Below are 20,395 nucleotides of genomic sequence, written 5' to 3' on the forward strand. Positions count from 1 at the left end.
GGCTAGCCCGCCCCCGTCGCCTCGCCAAGCCCCGGCAGACCGGGATCTGTCTCGATCATACAGGCTTGATCGCGCATCCATTGCCACCAGCCGGCCAGCGCGGGACAGGCCGCCAGGGCGCTGGCCCCTTCGGGCGCCTGGACAAAGGCCGCCATCATCGGAGCCAGGTGCAAATCCGCAAGGTCCAGCCCTTGACGGGTCAGCACCAGACCTTCGGCCGCCACCGGCTCCAGCGCGGTCAGAACCGGCGCGGCATCGCGTATGCCCTGCGCCACGACGGCCTCGTCGGCGCTCTCACCCAAAGCCGTGCGGAACACCCGATGCGCAAAGACCTGCCGCACCATCGGCCAATAGCCATAGGCATCGGCAATTCCGATCACCTGCTGCATGCGTCCCAAAGCGGCGGGTGCGGACCGGTGCAACTCGGGACCGCCGAAAGCGGCGTCCAGATAGGTGCAGATCGCCCGCGTCTCGTAGAGGACAAAACCGTCATGGATCAGTACGGGAACGCGGCCAAAGGGGTGACGCAACCCGTCATCGCCCGCTTGCGAAAACGGATCATGCTCTTCCGCCCGCCAGATGATCCCCTTTGCCTGCAACACCGCCGCAACGATCCGCGCATAAACGCTGTAACGATAGCGCTGGACCACGATGCTCATGCAGGGATCGGGTCCCAGGCAATCCAGCGGCCGTGGAAATCCGCCCGGCCAAGCGACCAGGCCCGGGCCTGCCCATCCCAGAACCGCAACCGCAAGGCCGCGCCATTGCCGCCATCCGCCTCCATCGAGACATGGGCCAAAGGCGCATCCGCGCTGGCCAAGGCACCTGCCCGCTGAATGGCAGCCTCGCACCGCGCCTGCACGGCGGGCGGAAAATACTGCCAGGCTACGGTGTGATAGACCATGCGCACATGCCCCGGCTTCCGGCATGCCAGCCGGTCCTCCAGAAAATCGGCCGCGTCGCCGGCGACGACGCGCGGCGGCAGATCACGCGCCAGGCCAAGCGCCGCCCGCAGCCGTGCCATCCGTTCCCGCTGATCGGGCCAGCAATAGGCCAGCAACCGATCCGCATCGCGCCGCGCGTCGACCGGCCGCAGATCGACCCCTTCACCTGCCCCAACCGTGAATGCCGTGGCCGGCAGATCACCTTGCCAGACCGGAGCCAGCACCACATCACCTGGTCCAAATATCCTGGGGTCCGGGGCAAGGCCCCGGTCCGGCGCCAGCAGATAGCGGTGAAAATTCAGGTTCAGCCCCGCCGAGGCCCCCAATTCCAGCAGATCCAGCGGCAGCGGCGACAGCCCGGCCAGAAACCGCGCCGCCCCGATCAACGCGGCCGAGCGTCCGACCTCGTTGGTTTGTGGCGGGCTGTCCAGCCAGTGCATCACATGGGCCTGATGGCGCTGGATCGCCGCCAGCAACAGGGGCGCGCCCGGATCGCCGGCCTGATATGCCGCCGCCAGCTCGGCATCGGCCTGCGACAGGACCAGCGCATGCAGCGCGCCCGCAAGGCGCAGCGGCACCGAATCCCCACGCGGCGAGGCGTCGCCCGGCCAATCCAGAACCCGCCGCGCCACCGCACCCTGCGCGGGCTGCAAGGCGTCGCCCAACCGCTCGACCACCCGCGCGGTCAGTTCCGAGCCAAGCGCCCGGCAGGACCGCGCCTGATCGGCAAAGGCCGCGCGGACGGTCACCGGAACCTGTCAGCCAGCGATTTCAGCTTGTCGCCAAAGCTTTGCGGCTGGTTGGATGCGGGCGGACGGGCAGGGGCGTCCTGCGCCTTGGCAGGCGGGGCGGGCGTGCCGGCCTCTGGACTGGTGGCACCGGGGCCCGTTCCCGTCCCGCTGCGGGCGGGCGCGACGCGGCGGGCCACCGCGTTCTGGAACCGCCCGCCATCACCCGCCGCCAGTTCGGCGGCCCCGTCCGAAATCCCGCGCAGCAGGTCGTCCAGCCAGTCCTGATCGGTCTTGGCGAAATCCGACAGCACATATCCCGCCACGCGGTCCTTGTGCCCCGGATGGCCGATTCCCAGCCTGACACGATCATAATCGGCGCCGATATGCTGATGGATCGACCGCAAGCCGTTATGCCCGGCATGCCCGCCCCCCTGCTTCAGGCGGCATTTTCCCGGTTGCAGGTCCAACTCGTCGTGAAAAACGACGACATCGGCGGGCACCAGCTTCAGATAGCGCATCGCCTCGCCAACGGATTGCCCCGACAGGTTCATGAATGTCTGCGGCTTCAACAGGGCAACACGCTGGGTTCCCAGACGGCCTTCGGCCATAAGTCCCTGAAATCGCGGCTTCCAGGGGCCGAAATTGTGGTCCTCGGCAATCCGGTCCAATGCCATGAAACCGATATTGTGGCGGTTTGCCGCATATTTCGCACCGGGATTGCCCAGGCCCACAAACAGCTTCATCGTATCCTCCGGCCCCTGGGTCTTGGGGCAAATCACATCGGTCCCTTGCAGTGGACCTCTCGCGTTACTAAGACTCTGTCAACCTTTCGCGGCTATGGCTAGGGGCCGGCACCCTTGGGCGAATCGCGCGGAATGGACAATCAGGCAAGGAAGACAGATGAGCGATCCGGCAGAAATCTACATGAACACGCTCGTTCCGATGGTGGTCGAACAGACCTCGCGCGGGGAACGGGCCTATGACATCTTCTCGCGCCTGCTGAAGGAACGGATCATCTTCGTGGCCGGTCCCGTGCATGATGGCATGGCCACGCTGATCTCGGCGCAATTGCTGTTCCTTGAGGCGGAAAACCCCTCGAAGGATATCAGCATGTATATCAACAGCCCCGGCGGTGTCGTCACCTCGGGCCTGTCGATCTATGACACGATGCAATATATCCGGCCGCGCGTGTCGACGCTGGTGGTGGGGCAGGCCTCGTCCATGGGGTCGCTGCTGCTGGCGGCAGGCGAAAAGGGGCTGCGCTATTCGCTGCCCAACAGCCGGATCATGGTGCATCAGCCCTCGGGCGGGTTCCGCGGCACCGCGACCGATCTGCTGATTCAGGCAAAGGAAACCGAAAGCCTGAAGCGGCGCCTGAACGAGATCTATGTCAAGCATACCGGCCGCACCCTGGCCGAGGTCGAGACGGCCCTGGATCGCGACAGCTATATGTCGCCGGACGAGGCAAGGGATTGGGGCCTGATTGACGAGGTTCTGGCACCGCGCGGCAAGGCCGCACCGGAAAAGAAATAGCCCGCAAGGCGGGACGTATTGGGGATTGTGACGACGCGCGCCGATCCCTAACATGGCGGAAAGCGCTGATCCGGCGCGAAAGGTGCCGGGTCGGTCCAGTAGAATGGCGGGGGCAAGGGGTGCCCGCGCGGCCAATGGACCGTCGGTCCGGCGGCATGGAAGGAAGTGGTTGATGGCAAATCAGTCCGGCGGTGACAGCAAGAACACGCTTTATTGCAGCTTTTGCGGCAAGAGCCAGCATGAGGTGCGAAAGCTGATTGCGGGCCCAACCGTGTTCATATGCGACGAATGTGTCGAGCTGTGCATGGACATCATCCGCGAGGAAACCAAATCCTCGGGGCTGAAATCTGGCGACGGTGTGCCGACGCCCAAGGAAATCTGCGCGGTTCTGGATGACTATGTCATCGGTCAGGAACATGCCAAGCGCGTGCTGTCGGTCGCGGTTCACAACCACTACAAGCGGCTGAACCACGGCGGCAAGAACGACATCGAACTGGCCAAGTCGAACATCCTGCTGATCGGCCCGACCGGCTGCGGCAAGACGCTGCTGGCGCAGACGCTGGCGCGTATTCTGGACGTTCCCTTCACGATGGCCGATGCGACCACGCTGACCGAGGCCGGTTATGTCGGCGAGGATGTCGAGAATATCATCCTCAAGCTGTTGCAGGCATCAGAATACAATGTCGAACGCGCGCAGCGAGGCATCGTCTATATCGACGAGGTCGACAAGATCACGCGGAAATCCGACAACCCCTCGATCACCCGCGATGTCTCGGGCGAGGGCGTGCAGCAGGCACTGCTGAAGATCATGGAGGGCACGGTCGCATCCGTTCCGCCGCAAGGCGGGCGCAAGCATCCCCAGCAGGAATTCCTGCAAGTGGACACGACCAATATCCTGTTCATCTGCGGCGGCGCATTTGCCGGTCTGGAACGCATCATCTCGCAGCGCAACAAGGGCAGCGCGATGGGCTTTGGCGCCAGCGTCAAGGAAAACGACGATCGCGGTGTTGGCGAGACGTTCAAGGAACTGGAACCCGAGGATCTGCTGAAATTCGGTCTTATCCCCGAATTCGTCGGCCGCCTGCCGGTGATCGCGACGCTGACCGATCTGGATGAAGAGGCGCTGATCATCATCCTGACCAAGCCGAAGAATGCGCTGGTCAAGCAGTATCAGCGGCTGTTCGATCTGGAGGACGTGCAACTGACCTTCACCGATGATGCGCTGACAGCCATTGCCAAGCGCGCCATCCAGCGCAAGACCGGCGCGCGCGGCCTGCGGTCGATCATGGAAGACATTCTTCTGGATACCATGTTCGAGCTGCCGGGGCTGGACAGCGTCGAAGAGGTCGTGGTGAACGAAGAGGCGGTGGACAACCCCGCCGCCAAGCCGCTGCTGATCCATGCCGATCAGAAGAAGGAAACGGCGACCGCTGGTTAAGGCCAGGGTAAGGGTCGCATGTCATCTGAAGGGGCCGCCGATCTGGCGGCCCTGTTCATGTCTGGGGTTGGCGGGGGCGGCAAATGATCCGGCGGATTTCGTCAGGTGGTATCTATGAGGCGAAGATCGGCTATTGCCGGGCAGTCGTGGCCGGCGGCATGGTCCATGTCGCGGGCACCGTCGCGCCAGGCGATCCCGTGCCGACCGATGTTGTCGAACAATGCCGGCTGGCGCTGGATGTGATTGGCCGGGCGCTGGCAGAGGCGGGCTCGGGCTTCGATCAGGTCATCCGCGTGACCTATATGCTGCCCGATCGGGCCGATTTCGAACCATGCTGGCCGGTTCTGGCGGCAACATTCGCGCCCAATCCGCCTGCGGCCACGATGATCGAATGCGGGCTGATCGACCCGAAATACCGCATCGAGATCGAGGTGACCGCGCTGCTGCCAAAGTGATCCCTGTGGCCGTGGCATGGCGGCTGCACTCTGGACCTTTGGGCGCAATTGGGTCATATCGAACAGAATATTTGCAGGAGTTCCTGATCCATGTCCGTGAAATCCCTCGTGCTGCGTTTCTTCACCTGGTGGAACAGCGAAACCTGGAACACCCAGTTCTGGACTTGGCGCAACGGCCAGAAGGTCGGCGAGGACGAACAGGGCAATGTCTTTTATCAGACCAAGGACGGCAAGCGCCGTTGGGTGATCTATAATGGCGAATCCGAGGCCAGCAGGATCACGCCGGAATGGCATGGCTGGCTGCATTACACCTGGGACGAGCCGCCGACCAAGGCGCCGCTGCCGCATCGCCCCTGGGAAAAACCGCATCTGCCGAACCTGACCGGCACGGGCGAGGCCTATCGCCCGGAAGGCTCGATCTATCGCGCCGATCCGGCCAAGCGCAGCGATTACGACGCCTGGCAGCCCGAGTAAGATGAGCAGCTCTGCCGAACAGCGGGCCGAGCTGATTGCCGGCGCGGCCGTGCTGGCTGTCGCTCTGGGTTTTCTTGGCTGGTCGCTTGGACGCGATTCCTTGCCAGGGGGCGGGGGCTATGACCTGATCGCATCCTTCCCTGATGTCGACGGTGTCGAGATCGGGACCGAGGTGCGGCTTGCGGGCGTGCGCGTCGGCCGGGTAACGGATCTGCGCCTGAACCCGCAGACCTATCACGCCGATGCGGTGATCCGCGTCCCCGATCAGGTGCTGCTGCCCAGTGACAGCGCGGCGCTGATCCAGTCCGATGGGTTGCTGGGTGGCGCCTATATCCAGCTGCAACCCGGTGGCAGCCCCGATAATCTGGCGCCAGGCGACGAGATCGAGGATGTGCAGGGGGCCGTCAGCCTGATCTCGCTGATGATGAAATTCGTCGACAGCCAGGCATCCGCCGCCGATGATGAAGGCGTGGCACCATGATCGCCGCCCGCCACATGATGCTGGCGGCCGGGCTTGCGGCCGTGCTGGTGCTGCCGGCGGTTGCGCAGGAAACGGCGCGGGGCAACGGTGCGCTGTTGCGCGGGCTGGACAAGATATCGGGGCAGACCCGCGATCTGATGGTTGGCGTGGGCCAAGCCGTTACCTATGGCCGGCTAGAGGTGCGTCTGGGTGAGTGCCGTTATCCCGCCGGCGATCCCAGCAGCGACGCTTTTGCGCAGATGACGATTACCGATCGGACAATCAACACCACGGTATTCAGCGGCTGGATGATCGCCAGTTCGCCTGCGCTGTCGTCTCTGGATGATGCGCGTTACGATGTCTGGGTGATTTCCTGCCAAAGCTGATCGGCTGTGGGCAAGGGCCTGCGATACAGGTCGGCCCGACGCCTCAATGCCTGATCCAGCTGTCGGCGATAGCTGTGCCGGGTGATCTCGACGCCACCCATCCGCGCCAGATGCGGCGTCAGGAATTGGGTATCGAACAGGGTGAATCCGCCATGGGCCAGCTGCGACGAAAGCCAGATCAGCGCCATCTTTGATCCGTTGGTTCGGGCCGAAACCATGGATTCCCCAAAAAACGCGCTGCCCAGAATGACGCCGAAAATACCGCCGGCAAAGCGGCCCTCGTGACGGATTTCCAGCGCGGCGGCATGACCAGCAAGGTACAGTTCGTGATACAGCGCACTTAGCGGCGCGTTGATCCATGTCTCGCCCCGATCCCCGCAAGCCGCGACAATCGCGTCGAAATCGCCGTCCAGATGTGCTGACCAGTCCTGTCGTCGCAAATCCCGCAGCAATGAACGAGAAGCATGGACCCGACCCACCGGCAAGACCCCGCGCCGGGGCGGATCGAACCAGTGCAGGTCGGGCATGTCGGCACTTTCCGCCATCGGAAAGATGCCCTGGGCATAGCCCGCCAGCAACTGCCGCGCGGTCAGCACCCTAGCCGTAATGCCTGTCCAGCCAGCGTTCCAGCCAGTGAATCGAGTAATCGCCTGACTGGATATCCGGCTCGGCCAGCAATTCGCGGAACAGCGGAACGGTGCTGTCCACCCCGTCGACGATCAATTCGCCAAGTGCGCGTGACAGCCTGGCCAATGCCTCGGGGCGGTCGCGGCCGTGGACGATCAGCTTGCCGATCAGGCTGTCATAGAAGGGCGGGATGCGGTAGCCGTCGTAAAGCGCAGAATCCATCCGCACGCCCAGACCACCCGGCGCGTGATACTGGCTGATCCGGCCGGGGCTGGGGGTGAAACCGGGCACCTTTTCGGCATTGATCCTGACCTCGATCGCGTGACCGTTGATCTTCAGATCGTCCTGCTGGAATTCCATTTCCTCGCCGGCAGCGACAAGGATCTGCTGGCGCACCAGATCGACGCCAAAGATCGCCTCGGTCACCGGATGCTCGACCTGAAGGCGGGTGTTCATCTCGATGAAATAGAACTCGCCATCCTCATAGAGAAATTCGATGGTGCCGGCGCCGGCATATTGGATCGCGGCCACGGCATCGGCGCAGATCTTGCCGATCCGGGCGCGTTCTTCGGCGGTGATCACGGGGCCGGGCGCTTCCTCCAGCACCTTCTGGTGACGGCGCTGCAAGGAACAGTCGCGTTCGCCCAGATGCACGGCGCGGCCCTTGCCGTCGCCAAAGACCTGAATTTCGATATGGCGCGGCTTTTGCAGGTATTTCTCGATATAGACATCGGGGTTGCCGAATGCGGCCTTGGCCTCGGCCCGCGCGGTGCGGAAGGCGACCTCAAGGCCCTTTTCGTCCTGCGCCACCTTCATGCCGCGACCGCCGCCGCCCGCCGTGGCCTTGATGATGACCGGATAGCCGATCTCGGCCGAGACGCGCTTGGCTTCCGCCATGTCATCGACGCCACCGGCCGAGCCGGGAACCACGGGAATCCCCAGCTCTCGCGCGGTTTCCTTGGCGGTGATCTTGTCGCCCATGATGCGGATATGTTCGGCGCGGGGGCCGATGAAGGTGATGCCGTGATCTTCCAGCATCTGCACGAAATTCGCGTTTTCCGACAGGAAGCCATAGCCCGGATGGATCGCCTGCGCGCCGGTGATTTCACAGGCCGAGATGATCGCGGGCATGGACAGATAGCTGTCGGTCGAGGGCGCCGGGCCGATGCAGACCGATTCGTCGGCCATACGCACATGCATCGCGTCGGAATCGGCGGTGGAATGCACGGCGACGGTCTGAATGCCCATCTCGCGGCAAGCGCGAATCACGCGCAGGGCGATCTCGCCCCGGTTGGCGATCAGGATCTTGTCGAACATCAGCGCCTCACTCGACGACCATCAGGGGCGAGCCGAACTCGACCGGGGCGCCATCGTCCACAAGGATGCGCTTGACGGTGCCGGCGCGGGGCGAGGGGATGTGGTTCATCGTCTTCATCGCCTCGACGATCATCAGCGTCTCGCCTTCGGCGACTTGCTGGCCGATCTGGACAAAGGGCGCGGCGCCGGGTTCGGCCGACAGATATGCGGTGCCCACCATGGGCGAGGTGACGGCGCCGGGCAGGCTGGCCGGGTCTTCATTCGCGGCAGCGGCAGGGGCGGCAGCAGAGGCGGCTGCGGCAGCAGGCGCCGGGGCAGCGGCTGGCGCATAGGCGGGGGCGGCGGATTGCACAACCACCTGTTTACCATGCTTTGACAGGCTGACCGTCAGGCGGTCATGCTCGCCATATTCGCGCTTGACCGAAAGCTCGCTGAGATCACTGGCGTTCAGCAATTCAGCGAGCGACTGGATAAAGGCCACGTCGCCATCGTGAAGCTTGCTCTGCTTGGGGTCGTTGCTCATGCCGTCCTCTGCCATGTTCTCATTGCCGCCCCTGTCCTGGTCGCGGCGGTTCAGGCTGCTTATACCTGCTTACATGACCCAAGGGGAAGGGATAACGGCCCTCTACTGTTGGTGATCTGGGTCCGCAGTCGCAGCGGCGATCAATCGGGCGGCACGCTGCCGGATTTCGTCATGCCATGCCAGCCGTGTCAGCCATTCATCGGGAAAGCCGGATGCGCCCCAGATTGCCCCGGCGAACTGGCCGGTTACGGCGGCGACGGTATCGGCGTCATCGCCCAGATTGGCTGCCAGAAGCACAGCATCAGCCGCGCCGCCCGCGCGGTGCACGCACCACAGCGCAGCCTCTAACGTGTGGGAGACATAACCAGTCGAGCGTATCTGATCACGCGTTTTTGCTGCGAATTCACCGCTGCGCAATACACCTATTGCGGTGTGAAACGGGGTAGGGGCGTCCGCCAATGCGCTCGGCAGGGTTCGGCCGCTGGCAAGGGCGATCAGCACATGGGTCATCAGATGGGCGGCATCAAGGCATTCGGCGGCCGCATGGGTCGTCCGGCTTTGCATTTCAGCCGCATGACATGCCGATCGTGGGTTGCGATGCCAGCGGATTGCAACCGGGGCGAGGCGCATGATCGCACCATTTCCGGCGCTGTCGGGTGCCGCGCTGCCAGCCAATGGATCGCCAGTCTTTAGAAAGCGTGCAATCGCGTTGCGCGTGGTGATGCCGATGTCAAAGCACTCGCCGGTGACACTGTTATCGCCCCATTGCCACCAGTTGGCAAATCGTCGCATCAGATCGGCTGAATCAAAATGGCCTGCCGTGCCAGCCGTGGCGATCAGCCCATCAGCAAGGCACAACGCCATGGATGTATCATCAGTCCATTGGCCGGGCAGCAGTCCGAAGGGGCCGCCACCGATCATGTCCGTCAGTTCCGGCTTGCTGTCGCGGGCCGAGAATTCCAGCGTGGTGCCAATCGCATCACCGATCGCCAAACCGAGCAGCATGCCGATCAGAAGATCATCCATGATCGTCACCGGGTTGCCCGCGTCATTTCTGGCGGGCACTTTTTTCCTCGATGCCCGACATGCCTTCACGGCGGGTCAACTCGGCCTCGACGTCGGACAGGCTGATATCGCGTGCGGCCAGCATGACCAGCAGGTGATACAGCACATCCGCCGCTTCCGAGGTCAGCCGCTGGCGGTCGCCTTTCACGGCCTCGATGATTGCCTCGACAGCCTCTTCCCCAAATTTCTCGGCGCATTTTTCCGGCCCGCTGGCCAGCAGTTTGGCCGTCCAGCTTTCGGCGGGTTCGGCACCACGCCGGGATTCGATGGTCTGGGCCAGGCGTTCCAGCGCGCTCATTCCAGCCTCATGGGGATGCCGGCGGCGGCCATATGGGCCTTGGCCTCGGCAATCGAGAAGGTGCCGAAATGGAAGATACTGGCCGCCAGCACGGCGCTGGCATGGCCTTCGGTGACACCCTCGACCAGATGATCCAGCGTGCCGACCCCGCCCGAGGCGATGACGGGAATGCCGACCGCATCGGAAATCGCGCGGGTCAGCGGCAGGTTATAGCCCGCCTTGGTGCCGTCGCGGTCCATGCTGGTCAGCAGGATCTCGCCCGCGCCTTTCGATTCGGCAAGCCGCGCGAACTCGACCGCGTCGATGCCGGTGGGCTTGCGCCCGCCATGGGTGAAGATCTCCCATTTGCCGGGTGCCACGGTCTTGGCGTCGATGGCCACGACGATGCATTGACTGCCAAAGCGGTCGGCGGCCTCGGCCACGACATTCGGGTCGGCGACGGCGGCGGAATTGAACGACACCTTGTCGGCGCCCGCCAGCAGCAGGGCGCGCACGTCATTATGCGTGCGCACGCCGCCCCCCACGGTCAGCGGCACAAAGCATTGTTCCGCCGTGCGTGTGACCAGATCGAACATGGTGCCGCGATTTTCATGGGTGGCATGAATGTCGAGAAAGCAGATCTCGTCGGCCCCGGCGGCGTCATAGGCCTGTGCGGCGGCGACGGGATCGCCGGCATCGACCAGATCGACGAAATTGACGCCCTTGACCACGCGGCCATCGGCGACATCAAGGCAAGGGATGATGCGGGTTTTCAGCATGATGCGGTCATACCGTGTGTTGGCGGGGCGTGAAAGGGGGGCGCTGCACCCCCCGGTCGCTGGTATGGCACTGGTCGGGATGTTTCGGCCAGGCGGAAAGGATCAGCGCAGCGCCGCCAGCGCCTGAGCCAGATCAATCGCCCCGTCATAAAGTGCGCGCCCCGAGATGGCGCCGGCAATGACGCGGGTGTTGCGCAGCGCCGTCAGGTCGGCCATCGAGGCTACGCCACCCGAGGCGATGACCGGGATCGAGACGGCACGGGCCAGAGCCTCGGTCGCGGGGATGTTGGGGCCGGCCATCGCACCATCGCGGTCGATATCGGTATAGATGATCGCGGCAACCCCGGCGTCCTGGAATTGCATGGCCAGTTCGGTTGCCATGACATTGGTTTCCTCGGCCCAGCCACGGGTGGCCACGCGACCCTTGCGGGCGTCGATGCCGACGGCGATCTTGCCGGGAAAGGCCATTGCCGCCTCACGCACCAGCGCCGGGTTTTCGACGGCCACGGTGCCCAGGATCACGCGGGCAAGGCCCTTGTCCAGCCAGCCCTCGATCGTGGCCATGTCGCGGATGCCGCCACCCAGCTGCGTGGGAATGCTGGTGGCGGCGATGATGGCCTGGACCGCCTCGGCATTGACCGGATGGCCGGCAAAGGCGCCGTTCAGGTCGACAAGGTGCAGCCATTCGGCACCGGCATCCTGGAAGGCGCGGGCCTGGGCAGCGGGATCGGTGCCGAAAACGGTGGCGGCATCCATCTCGCCGCGCAGCAGGCGCACACAATTGCCGTCTTTCAGGTCGATGGCGGGATAGAGGATCATCAGTGGCTCCGGCATGGTTCGGGCGGGGTTTGACACAAGCAGCGGCTGCTGTGAAGGGCGCGACCCCACGTCAGCCTTGCCTGATGGCACAGCCCCGCGCATCATCCCGGCCAGGTTCATTTCCTGAGGAGGGGAAAGATGAAGAAATTCGCCCTGGCCGCCGCCATCCTGTTTGGCGCGGCCGCCGTCGCCCATGCCGATCCGATCGAAGGTGTCTGGCAGACGCAACCCGATGAGGGCGCATTCGCCTATGTGAACATCGCGCCTTGCGGCAATGCCTATTGCGGCACGATCACGCGGACCTTCAAGGACAAGGCCGAATATCAGTCGCCCAATATCGGCAAGCAGATCGTGCGCAGCATGGTCGCCAATGGCGATGGCAGCTATGCCGGGCAGGTGTGGCGGCCGGCGAATGACAAGGTCTATGACGGCAAGGCAACCGTCAGCGGCAATCAGATGAGCCTGGCTGGCTGCGTGGCTGGCGGGCTGATCTGCAAAAGCCAGACCTGGGTAAAGATCCAGTAACGCGCTTTCAGCGGGACGGATCAAAGGGGTGCCAACGGTGCCCCTTTTTCTTGCGCGCCGCGATGGCTGGGGTAACCTTGCCTGATGTTTCGTCAGGGACCCGCCACCAGATGCCCAACAAGGTCGTTTCCGCCCATGATGCCGTCGCGCTGATCCATTCGGGCGATACCGTCACCACCTCGGGTTTCGTGGGCGCTGGCGTGCCCGACTGCCTGCTGAAGGCCCTGGCCGACCGGTTTGCAAAGCATGGCCAGCCGCGTGACCTGACCTTGCTGTTTGCGGCCGGGCAGGGCGATGGCAAGGGGCGCGGGCTGGACCGGCTGGCGCTGCCGGGGCTGGTTGGGCGGATCATTGGCGGGCATTGGGGGCTGATCCCGCAACTGGGTGCCATGGCCGTCAAGGGCGAGATCCGGGGCTGGAACTTTCCACAGGGTGTCATCAGCCATCTGTTTCGCGACATCGCCGCCGGCAAGCCCGGCACGATCAGCCATGTCGGTCTGGAAACCTTTGTCGATCCGCGTCTTGGCGGTGGCCGGATCAGCGCCGCCGCGCGTGATGATCTGGTCGAGCTGATCACCATCGGCGGGGCCGAGCGTCTGTTCTATCACGCCATGCCGATCAATGTGGCGCTGTTGCGCGGGTCCACGGCGGACGAGCGCGGCAATATCACGATGGAGCGTGAGGCCCTGATCCTGGACAATCTGGCGCAGGCGATGGCGGCGCGGAACTCGGGCGGGGTGGTGATCGTGCAGGTCGATCAGATCGTCGCGGGTGGCAGCCTGAATGCGCGCGACGTGGTGATCCCCGGCGTGCTGGTCGATGCCGTGGTGCAGGCCCCTGCCGATCTGCATCCGCAGACCTATGCCACGCAATACAACCGCTATTTCACCGGCCGCTATCGCGCACCCGAGGAAGGCGCGGCACCGATGACGCTGGATCTGCGCAAGGTGATCGCCCGGCGCTGCGCTTTTGAATTGCCCGTGGGGGGTGTTGTCAATCTGGGCATCGGCATGCCCGAAGGCGTGGCGGCGGTCGCAGCAGAGGAGGGGCTTTTGTCCCATGTCACCCTGACCGCCGAGCCGGGCGTGATTGGCGGCCAGCCGGCCTCGGGGCTGGATTTCGGCGCGGCGGTGAATACCGAGGCGATCATTGCCCAGAACCAGCAATTCGATTTCTATGACGGCGGCGGGCTGGACATGGCCTGCCTGGGCATGGCCGAGGCCGACCGCCACGGCAATGTGAATGTCAGCCGTTTCGGCCCCAAACTGGCCGGCGCGGGCGGGTTCATCAATATCAGCCAGAATGCCCGCAGCGTGGTCTTTGCCGGCACCTTCACGGCGGGCGGGCTTCAGGCGCGGGCGGGCGATGGGCGGCTGGTCATCGACCAGGAAGGCAAGGCGCGGAAATTCATCGAGGCGGTGCAGCAGGTGACCTTTTCCGGCGCGCGGGCGCGGCGCATGGGTCAGCGGGTGCTGTTCGTGACCGAACGCTGCGTGCTGGAACTGGGCAATCGGGACGGTGTGCGCCTGACCGAGATCGCGCCCGGTATCGACCCCGACCGCGACATCCTGCCGCTGATGGGCTTTGTGCCGCCGATGGATGCGATTGCGCCGATGGATGCCCGGATCTTTACCGATGCGCCGATGGGGCTGCGCGATGACCTGCTGGATATCCCGCTGTCGCGCCGCATCCACTATGACGGCGACCGCAAGATCCTGTTCATCAACCTGTCGCGCATGACGATCCGCAACCCCGCCGATATTGCCGCCGTGAAACAGGGGGTCGAGGCGGCGCTGGCCGGGTTGGGCCACCGTGTCGATGTGGTCGTCGATTACGACCTGACGCGGATCGACGATCAGGTTCAGCATGACTGGACCGCGATGGTCGGCGATCTGGAGGACCGGCTTTATGCCCGCGTCACCCGCTATTCCGGCAGCGCCTTTCTGCGCCGGCGACTTGGCGAGGCATTGCAGCCACGCCGTCAGACCACGATATTTTCCAATGAAGCCGCCGCCCGTGCCGCGCTGCGCGACGGTTGAGCCGCCGCCTTGCCAAGCCGCGAACGGTCAGTTCGTGCCCTCAAGCAGATGCGCCTCGGTTTCGGGGACGGTTTCGGTTTCGATCGTGCCGTCGGGCTCGGCGACGGCCTCGGTGATCGGCGCGGGCGGGGCGAAGGGGGCGGTCAGTTCCGCCGTCTTGGCCTGCTTGTCATAGATGCAGACATAGCGATCCGCGCCGCCATCGGGCAGCGTCGTGATCAGCAGCGCCGCGCCATAGCTTTCCGAACCAAAGGGATTGACCTCGATCACCGTTTCGCCTGTTTCGGGGGCCAGCGCGGTGCAGGCGGCCTCGACCTCGGCGCGGAATGTTTCCCATGCCTCTTCGGACGAGGCAAAGGCAGGCGCTGTTGCATGGCAACCGATCAGGGCGGCGAGGATCAGGCGATGGGCGGTCATGGTGGCGGGCTCCGTTCGGGGGATTTGGCGGAATGAAAAAGGGCCGGGTGCATTGCCCGGCCCTTTCGGATTGCGCTGCGCGGGCAGGGTTACTGCGTCGGGCGGATCAGGATCTCGACCCGGCGGTTCGAGGCGCGGCCCTGAACCGTGTCGTTCGAGGCGATGGGCTGGGTCTCGCCCCGGCCGACGGCGACGACGCGGTTGCCGTTCACGCCGGCGGCGGTCAGGATGCCCGCGACCGATTGCGCGCGGCGCTGCGACAGATCCTGGTTATAGGCGCTGCGGCCGGTATTGTCGGTATGGCCGACGACCTCGACTCGGCTGTTCGGATATTGGTTCAGGTTCCGCGCCACGGCGTAAAGGTCGTTCTGCGCCGGGCCGGACACGGCGGCCGAATCGGTGGCGAACAGGATGCCTTCGGGCATGATCACTTGCAGATAGCTGCCATGGTTGATGATGCGAATATTCGGGTTGCTGACCGACTGTTGCAGCGCGGCGGCCTGGGCATCCATGATATTGCCGGCAACGGCGCCGGCGGCGGCGCCGACGATGGCGCCCTTGATGGCGTCCTTGCCCTGGCTGTTCTTGTCGCTGTCGCGAGTGGCGCCCAGCACCCCGCCAATGACCGCGCCCGCAATCGCGCCCTGCTGGGTGCGGCTCATCTGGGTCTGGTTGCCATAGGGGTCGGTGGTGCAGCCGGCAAGCCCGATAAGCGAGGCAGTTGCGGCAAGCGCGATCGTCCGGGTTTTCATTTTGTCCATGTCCTTTTGTCGTTCCGTTACGGCGGCGGTGGTTTTCGGGGCCTGCCGACCGGTCGGCATCATTGCTGTTCTGGTGTGGCCTTGTGGCCGATAACGCCGGACCCTAGCGTCGGTTCCACCCCGAATGCCAGTCACGCCTTTGTGGAAGCCGCTGACATGGCGTCACATTCCGGCCAGACCGGCGTGATCCTGCCGATGCCTGCGATGCTAGCGGGCATAGATCTCGGGCATGAAGGGCACATCGGTATCGGCGGGCCGCATTCCGGCTGCGGTCAGCATGGCGTGGATCTGGCCGCGATGGTGGGTCTGGTGGTTGAACATCTGCACCGCAAGTTCGGTTTTGGGCCGGGTGATATGGCGGCCAAGCGCGCCTGAATGCCAGCCGATCTCGCCCTGGAACCAATCGGGCTGCAGATGGTCGGCCCAGTCCAGGATCCGGCGATCCATCAGCATCCGCTGTTGGCGGAAGCTGCCCCATTCCTCGATCAGCGCGGTCGACTGGGGAATGCCACCGGGGGGTAGGCCCTCGCCCGTGAACCGGCCCAGCCAGACCCGGTCGGCCCAGAGCAGATGTGAGAAGGTGGCCTCGATCGAGCCGAAAAACGCCCCGCGATCGGCGCGGCGGGCGTCATCGTCCAAGCGGTCTGCGGCCGAGATCAGGTTGTCGTTCTGCCACAGGTTATAGCGCGCCATCAGCCGGACATATTCGGGATTGGACATCGCAAATGCACCCCCAGGATCGCACTGCCACGATCCGATCAGGCCATGGGCTGCGTTCTTTGGCAAGGGCTTCTTGCAATGCCGCCCGCATCCGGCCAAAAGCGCCTCATGGCCAAGATGACACGATTGCCGCAGCCCTTGCCCTTTGCCGATCAGGTCGCGATCTTTTCGCGACTGGCCGAGGCCAATCCAGCACCCGAAACCGAATTGCTGTTCGTGAACCCCTTCACGCTGGTCGTGGCCGTGGCGCTGTCGGCGCAGGCCACGGATGCGGGCGTAAACAAGGCCACGCGCGGGTTGTTCGCGGCCGCCGACAATCCCCAGGCGATGCTGGATCTGGGTGTCGAGGGCGTGATCGAACATATCAAGACCATCGGCCTGTTCCGGCAAAAGGCGCGCAATGTCATCGCGCTGTCGCAGATACTGGTCGATGACTATGGCGGCGAGGTGCCTGACAGCCGCGCGGCGCTGATGTCGCTGCCGGGGGTGGGGCGCAAGACGGCGAATGTCGTGCTCAGCTGCGTTTTCGGCCTGCCGGCGCAGGCGGTCGATACGCATATTTTCCGCGTCGGCAACCGCACCCATATCGCGCCTGGCCGCGACGTGGACGAGGTCGAACGCGCGGTCGAGGACAATGTGCCGGCCCGCTTTCAGCACCATGCCCATCACTGGCTGATCCTGCATGGCCGCTATATCTGCCAGGCGCGGCGCCCGCGCTGTGGCATCTGCACCATCGCCGATCTGTGCCCCTTCGAGGAGAAGACGACATGACCACCCCCTATGTGATCGGCATCGGCAATGCGGTCATGGATGTGATCACGCCCACTGATGATGCGCGGCTGGCGGCACTTGGCGTCGAAAAGGGCATCATGCAGCTGATCGAGCGCGAGCGGTCCGAATATCTGATGGCCGCGCAGGCCGATGATCACGGTCCGGGTCGCAGCCAGTCGCGGCTGGTGCCGGGCGGGTCTGTCGCCAATACGCTGGCGGGCTTGGGTGCCTTGGGGCTGCGGACGGCGTTCATCGGGCGGGTGGCGGATGATCCGTTGGGCCTCAGTTATGCCGAACAGACCGAGGCGGCGGGAACGGTATTCGTGAATCCTCCGGTTTCGGGCAAGGTGCTGCCGACCAGCCGCAGCATCATCATGGTGACCCCCGATGGCGAACGCTCGATGAACACCTATCTGGGCATCTCGGCGGAGCTTGGGGCAGATGACGTGAACCCTGCGGTCTTTCAGGGGGCGGATTGGCTGTTCCTCGAAGGTTATCTGTTCGACAAGCCAGCGGGCAAGCAGGCCTTTCTGAAGGCCGCCGAAGCCTGCCATGCGGCCGGCGGCATGGCAGGGATCGCGCTGAGCGACCCGTTCTGCGTTGACCGGCACCGGTCGGATTTCCGGCGGCTGGTGGCGGGGCCGATGGATTATGTCGTGGGCAATGTCCATGAATGGTCGTCGCTGTATCAGACCGAGGATCTGGAAACCGCGCTGCGCCTTGCATCGGCGGATTGCGATCTGGTGATCTGCACCCGGTCTGGCGAGGACGCCATCCTGATCGGGCAGGGCCGCCGCGTCGAGGTGCCGGTGAACCGGGTGGTGCCGGTCGATGCGACCGGGGCGGGCGATCAGTTCGCCGCCGGGCTGATCTATGGGCTGGCGACCGGCGCGTCGCTGGAGGTGGCGGGCCGCATGGGCTGTCTGGCCGCAGCCGAGGTGATCAGCCATGTCGGCCCCCGCCCCGAGCGTGATCTGCGCCAGGATTTCCGGGCCGAGGGTCTGATCTGACCGGACCGGCGGCCTAGTCCTGCCGTCGCAGCGCCAATGCCCGCAGGGCATGGCCCGGCAGGATCAGAAAGCCGCGCGCATATCGACCGGCCAGTCGGCGCGGGTTCGATGCCATCCGCCACAGCCATTCCATCTTGGCGCGGCGAAAGGCCCTGGGGGCGCGCGTCTGCTGACCGGAAATGAAATCCAGCCCCGCGCCGATCGAGGCGAATCCGACATGCGGCAGGGCCTGACGGGCGCGGATGGCAAAGCGTTCCTGGCGCGGCGCGCCCAGACCCAGCAGGCACAGGCCCGCGCCCGAGCGGCCGATGGCCTCGATCAGCGCGCCGGCCTCGTCGCCATCGGGGTCGAAGGGAAAGCCCGGAACCGCCTGCATCGCGATCCGCAGGCCCGGATGCCCGGCTGCCAACCGCCCGGCTGCCAGCCGCATCGAGTCCTCATTGCCGCCGATCAGCGCCACCGAAACATCGTGATACGCGGCCAGTGCCGCCAGCGGCACCACCAGCTCGGACCCCGGAACCAGTTGCACGGGCCGACCGGCCAGGCGTGACAGCCAGACCACCGGATTGCCATCCGCGACGACCAGATCCTGTGCCGCATAGGCCCGGCGGAACTGCTGATCATGGCCCAGCCTTTCCAGATGATCCACATTCAGCGTGGCCAGCGCAAAGCCGCGACCTTGGGTCATGCGGGCGTCGATCTCGGCCAGCAGGGCCTGCCGGTCGGGGATGTTCACCCGGACGACCTGACCATCCGAATAGGTAAATCGCATCTGAACGACCTGACCGTTGGAGTTGACGGACTTTCCTTGTATGGTCATGAAACCCCCCAGGCCAGTAATTTCGGCGAAGTGTTTCCAATCGGTTAGCCATGCCCCCGTATCCCGTCGCAGCGATCATGCTTTTGGCCTGGCCGATGATCACCGCCGTGATCTTCGCCCGGATGGAACGGGTGAATGCCTTTATCTGGTCGATACTGCTGGGCTATATGTTCCTGCCGCCATCGGTTGCCATCGACCTGCCGGCCGTGCCCGCCATCACCAAATACGAGATCGCCTCGATGTCGTCGCTGCTGATGCTGTGGCTGGGCATGGGTCGCAAATCGACCGACCGCGATTCCATGGCCGAGGACCCGCCGCCGGTTTTTCCGCCGATCATCAAGATATTGCTGCTGTTGCTGTTGTTTTCGGGCGCGATGACGGTGGTGAACAATGGCGACCCGCTGATCGAGGGGATCACCTATCGGCCGGGCATGGATACATCCAGCCTGTTCGCCTTCGTCATCATGCAGGGGATCGAGCTGATTCCCTTTTTCGTGGCGTTCCGGCTGTTGTCGACACCGCATCAGACCCGAAAGCTGCTGACGGCCCTGATGATCGGCTATCTGATCTATTCGGTGCCGATGTTGATCGAGGTTCGTCTTAGCCCGCAACTGAACGTCTGGATCTATGGCTATTTCCCGCATGATTTTCTGCAAGCCATTCGCTATGGCGGGTTCAGGCCGATCGTTTTCATGACCCATCCGATCTGGGTTGCATCATTCGCCACGATGGGCCTGATCGCCACTGCCGCCTTGACCCGGACCTATCTGATGGGGCCGCGCATGGTGCTGGTGCTTTTCTATCTGGTCGGGGTGCTGATCCTGTGCAAGACGATGACGGCGATCATGATGGCGGCGATCGGGCTGCCGCTGGTGCTGTTCGCGTCCGCGCGCCATATGCTGACCATCACCATGGTGATCGCGGTCGTGGTGATGGCCTATCCGCTGCTGCGGCTTGTCGATGCGATCCCGACAGACGAGATCGTCGAGTTCATCCGCGAATGGCAGCCCGACCGGGCCGGTTCGCTGGAATTCCGGTTCGAGCATGAATTCATGCTGCTTGAACGCGCGATGCAAAGGCCGCTTTTTGGCTGGGGCAGCTGGGGCCGGAATTTCCCGCTGGATCCGGTCACCGGCAGGTCGCTGGCCATTGCCGATGGCGCTTGGGTCATCTGGTACGGGACCCGCGGTATCATGGGCTATCTGGCCGCTTTCGGCTTGCTGGTGGTGCCGCTGTTGATCCTGTGGCGCCGCCGGTACGAGCTGATGCTGCGCCATGACGACCCCTCGACCCTGCTGGTGGCGGCGGTGGCATTGATGCTGGCGCTTAACCTGATCGAGCTGATCCCGAATGGCACGCTGACGCCGCTGACCTGGTTGCTGAACGGCACCGTCCTGGGTCATGCCTGCCGCCTGCGCTATACCCGCAATGCCCGGCGGCGCTGGAAGGATGATCGGCGCGACCTGTCTGAAAGGACCGGGTTACGCGCCGCGCTATAGTGTTT

Annotated in this window: 25 protein-coding genes; 11 read left to right on the forward strand and 14 right to left on the reverse strand. The window is 64.4% G+C overall.

What is annotated here, in order from left to right; genetic code table 11:
- Window positions 1-2: 2 nt before the first annotated feature.
- From FNJ84_RS15355 to pth, 3 genes are read right to left on the reverse strand one after another with little or no spacing between them, the layout of a single operon-like run.
- Window positions 3-659 carry a glutathione S-transferase family protein gene (locus FNJ84_RS15355; protein ID WP_143794125.1) on the reverse strand — a complete coding sequence of 219 codons (657 nt, stop codon included), beginning with the start codon at window positions 657-659 and terminating at the stop codon, window positions 3-5.
- On the reverse strand, window positions 656-1,693 hold the full coding sequence (locus FNJ84_RS15360) for a DUF2332 domain-containing protein (protein ID WP_143794126.1): 1,038 nt from the start codon (window positions 1,691-1,693) through the stop codon (window positions 656-658). The genes FNJ84_RS15355 and FNJ84_RS15360 overlap by 4 nt, the downstream gene beginning before the upstream one ends.
- Window positions 1,690-2,418: an aminoacyl-tRNA hydrolase gene (pth, locus tag FNJ84_RS15365; protein WP_143794128.1), complete on the reverse strand. Its 729-nt coding sequence runs from the start codon at window positions 2,416-2,418 to the stop codon at window positions 1,690-1,692. Before pth ends, FNJ84_RS15360 begins: the two co-directional genes overlap by 4 nt.
- Before the next feature lie 157 nt (window positions 2,419-2,575).
- Here pth and FNJ84_RS15370 point away from each other — a divergent pair, with 157 nt between their 5' ends.
- From FNJ84_RS15370 to FNJ84_RS15395, 6 genes are all read left to right on the forward strand, one after another.
- Window positions 2,576-3,208 (forward strand): ATP-dependent Clp protease proteolytic subunit, encoded by a 633-nt coding sequence (locus FNJ84_RS15370; RefSeq protein WP_143794130.1) that lies wholly within the window; start codon window positions 2,576-2,578, stop codon window positions 3,206-3,208.
- 172 nt (window positions 3,209-3,380) lie between these two features.
- Window positions 3,381-4,646, forward strand: a complete 1,266-nt coding sequence (clpX, locus tag FNJ84_RS15375; RefSeq protein WP_143794132.1) for an ATP-dependent Clp protease ATP-binding subunit ClpX — start codon at window positions 3,381-3,383, stop codon at window positions 4,644-4,646.
- An 83-nt stretch (window positions 4,647-4,729) separates the two neighbouring features.
- Window positions 4,730-5,101 carry a RidA family protein gene (locus FNJ84_RS15380; RefSeq protein ID WP_143794134.1) on the forward strand — a complete coding sequence of 124 codons (372 nt, stop codon included), beginning with the start codon at window positions 4,730-4,732 and terminating at the stop codon, window positions 5,099-5,101.
- 90 nt (window positions 5,102-5,191) lie between these two features.
- Window positions 5,192-5,575: an NADH:ubiquinone oxidoreductase subunit NDUFA12 gene (locus FNJ84_RS15385; RefSeq protein WP_143794136.1), complete on the forward strand. Its 384-nt coding sequence runs from the start codon at window positions 5,192-5,194 to the stop codon at window positions 5,573-5,575.
- Between the two features lies 1 nt (window position 5,576).
- Window positions 5,577-6,056, forward strand: a complete 480-nt coding sequence (locus FNJ84_RS15390; protein ID WP_143794138.1) for an outer membrane lipid asymmetry maintenance protein MlaD — start codon at window positions 5,577-5,579, stop codon at window positions 6,054-6,056.
- Window positions 6,053-6,421 carry a DUF2155 domain-containing protein gene (locus FNJ84_RS15395; RefSeq protein WP_255471232.1) on the forward strand — a complete coding sequence of 123 codons (369 nt, stop codon included), beginning with the start codon at window positions 6,053-6,055 and terminating at the stop codon, window positions 6,419-6,421. The genes FNJ84_RS15390 and FNJ84_RS15395 overlap by 4 nt, the downstream gene beginning before the upstream one ends.
- Here the strand turns inward: FNJ84_RS15395 and aat are convergent.
- From aat to hisA, 7 genes are all read right to left on the reverse strand, one after another.
- Entirely contained in the window at window positions 6,388-7,029 is a 642-nt protein-coding gene (gene aat / locus FNJ84_RS15400; RefSeq protein ID WP_185968560.1) for a leucyl/phenylalanyl-tRNA--protein transferase, read from the reverse strand. The genes FNJ84_RS15395 and aat overlap by 34 nt on opposite strands.
- A complete protein-coding gene (accC, locus tag FNJ84_RS15405; RefSeq protein WP_143794141.1) occupies window positions 7,019-8,365 on the reverse strand; it encodes an acetyl-CoA carboxylase biotin carboxylase subunit in 1,347 nt (448 codons plus the stop codon). The genes aat and accC overlap by 11 nt, the downstream gene beginning before the upstream one ends.
- Window positions 8,366-8,372: 7 nt before the next feature.
- Window positions 8,373-8,888 (reverse strand): acetyl-CoA carboxylase biotin carboxyl carrier protein, encoded by a 516-nt coding sequence (accB, locus tag FNJ84_RS15410; protein ID WP_143794143.1) that lies wholly within the window; start codon window positions 8,886-8,888, stop codon window positions 8,373-8,375.
- Window positions 8,889-8,990: 102 nt separating this feature from the next.
- Window positions 8,991-9,953: an ADP-ribosylglycohydrolase family protein gene (locus FNJ84_RS15415; RefSeq protein ID WP_221931993.1), complete on the reverse strand. Its 963-nt coding sequence runs from the start codon at window positions 9,951-9,953 to the stop codon at window positions 8,991-8,993.
- Window positions 9,937-10,251: a phosphoribosyl-ATP diphosphatase gene (locus FNJ84_RS15420; RefSeq protein WP_143794144.1), complete on the reverse strand. Its 315-nt coding sequence runs from the start codon at window positions 10,249-10,251 to the stop codon at window positions 9,937-9,939. The genes FNJ84_RS15415 and FNJ84_RS15420 overlap by 17 nt, the downstream gene beginning before the upstream one ends.
- Window positions 10,248-11,009, reverse strand: coding sequence for an imidazole glycerol phosphate synthase subunit HisF (gene hisF / locus FNJ84_RS15425; protein WP_143794146.1), 762 nt, complete (start codon window positions 11,007-11,009; stop codon window positions 10,248-10,250). The genes FNJ84_RS15420 and hisF overlap by 4 nt, the downstream gene beginning before the upstream one ends.
- 102 nt (window positions 11,010-11,111) lie before the next feature.
- The gene (gene hisA, locus FNJ84_RS15430; RefSeq protein WP_143794148.1) at window positions 11,112-11,828 is read right to left on the reverse strand and encodes a 1-(5-phosphoribosyl)-5-[(5-phosphoribosylamino)methylideneamino]imidazole-4-carboxamide isomerase; all 717 of its coding nucleotides are present in this window, start codon (window positions 11,826-11,828) and stop codon (window positions 11,112-11,114) included.
- A gap of 138 nt (window positions 11,829-11,966) precedes the next feature.
- Here hisA and FNJ84_RS15435 point away from each other — a divergent pair, with 138 nt between their 5' ends.
- On the forward strand, window positions 11,967-12,353 hold the full coding sequence (locus FNJ84_RS15435) for a DUF2147 domain-containing protein (protein WP_143794150.1): 387 nt from the start codon (window positions 11,967-11,969) through the stop codon (window positions 12,351-12,353).
- Between the two features lie 110 nt (window positions 12,354-12,463).
- Window positions 12,464-14,392, forward strand: a complete 1,929-nt coding sequence (locus FNJ84_RS15440; protein ID WP_143794152.1) for an acyl CoA:acetate/3-ketoacid CoA transferase — start codon at window positions 12,464-12,466, stop codon at window positions 14,390-14,392.
- A gap of 27 nt (window positions 14,393-14,419) precedes the next feature.
- Here FNJ84_RS15440 and FNJ84_RS15445 read toward each other — a convergent pair whose 3' ends face one another.
- The 3 genes from FNJ84_RS15445 to FNJ84_RS15455 form a co-directional block, all read right to left on the reverse strand.
- Window positions 14,420-14,809, reverse strand: coding sequence for a hypothetical protein (locus FNJ84_RS15445; RefSeq protein ID WP_143794154.1), 390 nt, complete (start codon window positions 14,807-14,809; stop codon window positions 14,420-14,422).
- Between the two features lie 89 nt (window positions 14,810-14,898).
- The gene (locus tag FNJ84_RS15450) at window positions 14,899-15,561 is read right to left on the reverse strand and encodes an OmpA family protein (RefSeq protein ID WP_143794155.1); all 663 of its coding nucleotides are present in this window, start codon (window positions 15,559-15,561) and stop codon (window positions 14,899-14,901) included.
- A gap of 216 nt (window positions 15,562-15,777) precedes the next feature.
- Window positions 15,778-16,290, reverse strand: a complete 513-nt coding sequence (locus FNJ84_RS15455) for a DinB family protein (RefSeq protein WP_143794157.1) — start codon at window positions 16,288-16,290, stop codon at window positions 15,778-15,780.
- 108 nt (window positions 16,291-16,398) lie between these two features.
- Here FNJ84_RS15455 and nth point away from each other — a divergent pair, with 108 nt between their 5' ends.
- On the forward strand, window positions 16,399-17,061 hold the full coding sequence (gene nth, locus FNJ84_RS15460) for an endonuclease III (protein WP_143794159.1): 663 nt from the start codon (window positions 16,399-16,401) through the stop codon (window positions 17,059-17,061).
- The gene (locus FNJ84_RS15465) at window positions 17,058-18,071 is read left to right on the forward strand and encodes an adenosine kinase (RefSeq protein WP_143794161.1); all 1,014 of its coding nucleotides are present in this window, start codon (window positions 17,058-17,060) and stop codon (window positions 18,069-18,071) included. The genes nth and FNJ84_RS15465 overlap by 4 nt, the downstream gene beginning before the upstream one ends.
- 13 nt (window positions 18,072-18,084) lie before the next feature.
- On the opposite strand, the gene FNJ84_RS15470 is transcribed toward FNJ84_RS15465, so the two are convergent.
- Entirely contained in the window at window positions 18,085-18,891 is an 807-nt protein-coding gene (locus FNJ84_RS15470) for a WecB/TagA/CpsF family glycosyltransferase (protein ID WP_363323850.1), read from the reverse strand.
- 50 nt (window positions 18,892-18,941) lie between these two features.
- Here FNJ84_RS15470 and FNJ84_RS15475 point away from each other — a divergent pair, with 50 nt between their 5' ends.
- The gene (locus FNJ84_RS15475; RefSeq protein WP_143794164.1) at window positions 18,942-20,390 is read left to right on the forward strand and encodes a hypothetical protein; all 1,449 of its coding nucleotides are present in this window, start codon (window positions 18,942-18,944) and stop codon (window positions 20,388-20,390) included.
- Window positions 20,391-20,395: the final 5 nt, after the last annotated feature.

The sequence above is a fragment of the Paracoccus sp. M683 genome, assembly GCF_007096355.1.
Classification (GTDB): Bacteria; Pseudomonadota; Alphaproteobacteria; order Rhodobacterales; family Rhodobacteraceae; genus Paracoccus.